The sequence below is a fragment of the Mesorhizobium sp. M7A.F.Ca.CA.003.01.2.1 genome, assembly GCF_003998945.1.
Classification (GTDB): Bacteria; Pseudomonadota; Alphaproteobacteria; order Rhizobiales; family Rhizobiaceae; genus Mesorhizobium; species Mesorhizobium ciceri.
Map to the genome: position 1 here is coordinate 1 of NZ_RZRA01001241.1, position 1,254 is coordinate 1,254.

At 62.0% G+C, this 1,254-nt stretch carries 1 protein-coding gene; it reads right to left on the minus strand.

Annotation, left to right across the window (positions count from 1 at the left end):
* The coding region (locus tag EN969_RS31595) for a substrate-binding domain-containing protein (protein ID WP_127419761.1) at nucleotides 1-789 on the minus strand (789 nt) is incomplete at its 3' end.
* Between the last annotated feature and the right edge of the window lie 465 nt (nucleotides 790-1,254).

Here is a 1,254-nt window from a genome sequence, read left to right on the forward strand (position 1 = left end):
ACCTTCCACGGTGGCGACCTTCAGCTTGTCGGCATTGTTCTCATAGAAGGCGAGGCCGAACACGCCGACGCCGGTCTTGTTGGAGTCGATGCGGGCGAGCGTCTCGGTATAGTCGCCATCGATGTCGACGGCCTTGCCGTCCTTGCGGATGGCAATGCAGGTTTTGCCGATTTCCTTGTCGTCGGCAATGCCGGCGGCCTTGAGAGCAGCCTTGTCACAGCCGGCATCGAGGAGCTTGGTCTCGAACACTTCGCGCGTGCCGTGCTTTTCGCCCGGAATGTAGGCGGCGATGTCCCAGTCGGGCAGCTTCGGATTGACCTGGCTCCACTTGGTGTTCGGATTGTCGACGAGCTTGCCGTCGACGACCAGCTTGGCCGCGAGCGCCTTGTAGATGTCGGCGGGAACCAGCGCCCAGTCCGGGCCCTTGATGTCGGTGGCGAAGACGATGCCGTCATAGCCGATCCGGACTTCCTGGACTTCCTTCACGCCGGCGGCGGCGCAGGACTTGAGTTCGTCCGCCTTGATCGGACGCGACGAGTTGGCGATGTCGATCGTGTCTTCGCCGACGCCCTTGCAGAATTCCTTGATGCCGGCGCCGCTGCCGCCGGATTCGACGACCGGGGTCTTGAAGTTGGTGAACGTTTCGCCGAACTGCTCGGCAACGATCTTGGCATAAGGTAACACGGTCGATGATCCGGCGACCTGGATCTGGTCGCGCGCGGCGGCGAAGCCGGACGACGCGGCGAGCGCAAGCGCAGCGGCCGACGCCGTATAGAGGAATTTCTTCATGTGGCCTGCTCCTGTTCGGAAGATGGTCTCTCGGCGCTCGTCAGTCGGCGCCCGCTGAGGCCAATAGCCTTCGATTATAACAGTCGCATGACAGTTTGATGTCACCCCGGTAACGCGTCATCGCGATGAGCAAAACGCCGCCTGGCCGGCACTGAACACGCAGCCCGGCTTTGTCCCCGGAATCAGAGACTTGCTCCGCTTGGGGCCGAGATTGGCCAGCGATTTGGGGTTAGCCGGCCTTTACGAAAAAAAGCCGGACGGGAGCGCGTTGCTCTCAGCCAGACGGTGTCATGGCCGGGCCATCGCCGAAAACAGGTCCGTTGGGGTAGGTTGACGCTGTCTCATGCCGGCGGTCGCTGCTCCCGCCCGTAACTGGAAAGGGAGGAATCGAACGCCGCCATTGTCTCGGCTGGATACAACCTTTGATATGGTGCGATCGCACCATAGTCTTGGCCGCTGGCGTGG